General features: G+C 41.1%; 5 protein-coding genes and 1 pseudogene. 2 read left to right on the forward strand and 4 right to left on the reverse strand.

Going from position 1 to position 2,092, the window contains the following annotated elements; all coding sequences use genetic code 11:
* From I2503_RS09275 to I2503_RS09290, 4 genes and pseudogenes are all read right to left on the reverse strand, one after another.
* On the reverse strand, positions 1-199 hold a 199-nt coding region (locus tag I2503_RS09275), incomplete at its 3' end, for a BRO family protein (protein WP_282097733.1).
* 10 nt (positions 200-209) lie between these two features.
* Positions 210-407: a helix-turn-helix transcriptional regulator gene (locus I2503_RS09280; protein WP_196967770.1), complete on the reverse strand. Its 198-nt coding sequence runs from the start codon at positions 405-407 to the stop codon at positions 210-212.
* A gap of 62 nt (positions 408-469) precedes the next feature.
* A pseudogene (locus I2503_RS09285) lies at positions 470-628 on the reverse strand (helix-turn-helix transcriptional regulator); the annotation flags it as partial.
* A gap of 11 nt (positions 629-639) precedes the next feature.
* Positions 640-897, reverse strand: a complete 258-nt coding sequence (locus I2503_RS09290; RefSeq protein WP_196967772.1) for a helix-turn-helix transcriptional regulator — start codon at positions 895-897, stop codon at positions 640-642.
* A 178-nt stretch (positions 898-1,075) separates the two neighbouring features.
* Here I2503_RS09290 and I2503_RS09295 point away from each other — a divergent pair, with 178 nt between their 5' ends.
* Positions 1,076-1,807, forward strand: coding sequence for an XRE family transcriptional regulator (locus I2503_RS09295; protein ID WP_196967773.1), 732 nt, complete (start codon positions 1,076-1,078; stop codon positions 1,805-1,807).
* Positions 1,808-1,853: 46 nt separating this feature from the next.
* The coding region (locus I2503_RS09300; RefSeq protein WP_196967774.1) for a DUF3800 domain-containing protein at positions 1,854-2,092 on the forward strand (239 nt) is incomplete at its 3' end.

Consider the following 2,092-nt stretch of genomic DNA (forward strand, 5'->3'; position numbering starts at 1 on the left):
ATTTTTCATCAATGATAAGAACTTTTTGAGTTCCCCTATTTGTAAGGGTATATGTTTTAGATATACCCTTTAAGTTAGCTAGGGCTTGACCTGTGTTCTTAATTCCTAAAGCGTCAGTAATATCTTTAGCTACCGCCCACCATTCGCCTTCATGGTCTACGAACCGAATGGGATAGCCGTTCCATTGTTCTGTTTTCATGGGTGGTCTCCTATTCTTCAACCTGTGTCAGTTCATCAATTGTCACACCAAGATAATCAGCAATTTTCTTCATGGTCTCAAAAGATGGGTTCTTGGTTCGCTCATAGTAGATAGCGGTCAGGGTACTCTTTGCGATTCCTGTACCTTCTGCTAAATCTGCGATTTTCTCCCGTCTTTTGGCTAAGAGAACACGGATATTATTTTTCATGGCTGGGCCTCCTAACTGATTTGCTCAATGTAAGAATTTATAAAGCGTTTGGGGTTGCTTGATAAATCAGCAATCTTTTTCAAATTCTCCTTATTGGGGAAATTTCTGCCTTTTTCCCAATTGTTAACAGTCCCTTTGGAAGTGTTGAAACGTTTCCCAAACTGTTCCGTTGTCTCCCCAAGGTTTATCCTGATTTCTCTGATTCGTTCACCTATCATCATGGGTGGGTCTCCTATTCTTCAATTCTTGTCAGTTTGTTATTTCGTTCTTTATCGGGAACGTCGTTTTTAAAAAAAATACCAATCTGATCCCGATTGTACCCAAACAATGCCCCAAGCTTTGCAAGCTCATCAGCTCCGATAGGAACGATTCCATTTTCTCTTTTAGCATACGGCGCACGGTCTGCCCAGCCCATCTTTAACGCAACTTCTTCCTGAGTTAACCCGCTGGCGATTCGTTCCGCTTTTAGTCTTTTTAAATCTAAAACCATTTTTTTCCTCCTGTCCTTTTGGTCGTTCTTTTTCGAGAACAAAAACAATTTTATCTCTTTCGTTCTCGTTTGTCAACGTAAAATATCTAAAAAAATACTCTTTGAGTTTTTTTACGTTATCCTTGTATCTTTTCGGGAACGATGCTATAATTAAGAAAAATCTAAAGAGGGTGTTAATATGCGTACGAATAAAGAGATTATACATATTTTAAAAACCGAAAAAGATGCTCAGGGGATGTCAATCAGCGAACTTGCCCGACGTGTTGGCATGGCTAAATCTGCTATTTCTCGTTACTTCAACGGTTCAAGAGAATTTCCTTTAAATCGTGCGAAAGACTTCGCCAACGCTCTAGGGGTAAGTACGGATTATTTACTAGGGCTTGAAAGTACCCCAACCCAACCAACCAACTTACCTAGCGACCTTCTTCACCTAGACCAAAAGCTAAACACTGAAAACCGCTCTAAATGGGTTGACTACGGCACTGCTCTACTTGAGGAGCAAGAAAATACTGTGGAAGAGTTAGGCATAACCTATGACGTTGAAACAGTATCAAGCCTAGCCGCTGGGTTAGGGTTTAGCTACGACGACGACACCCATACCGTACAAGTCACCAACGAACCGCCAAGGCATGATATTGCTTCAATCGTTAGCGGTGATAGCATGCTACCAAACTACCATGATGGCGATGTCGTCTACTTGGTAGACAAGGGGATTTCTAACTACTCGGGTCAAGTCTGCGCCGTGGTTGTCAATGATAAAACTTACTTGAAACGGGTCTATACAGAACCCAACGCCCTACGGTTGGTATCAATCAACCCCAAGTATTCGGATATAGTCATAGACTTCCCACCTTCCGAGGATACTCATATCAAAATCTTTTCCGTCATTGGCTCAGACCGTACCATCTAGCACGCGCCCAGCGGATCAATCCAATAGCAATTTTAGAAAGGAAAGCATGAACTATTATTTAGACGAGTCAGGAAGTATCACCACGAGCAATAGCCAACATAATAGGTTTTTTATCATAGCTGGTGTAAGCACTCAAAACCCTAAAAAAGTAAAACGAGTTTTTAGAAAAGCCAAGCTTAACTACTTAAAACACAATCCTGACCTAGAGCTTGATGTAAAGACCGAGATAAAAGGGTCAGAAATGCCTCTTGACTTTAAAGACTATGTTTTTACGCAACTGATAGA

This window comes from Streptococcus sp. NLN64 (assembly GCF_015831295.1).
Taxonomy (GTDB): domain Bacteria; phylum Bacillota; class Bacilli; order Lactobacillales; family Streptococcaceae; genus Streptococcus.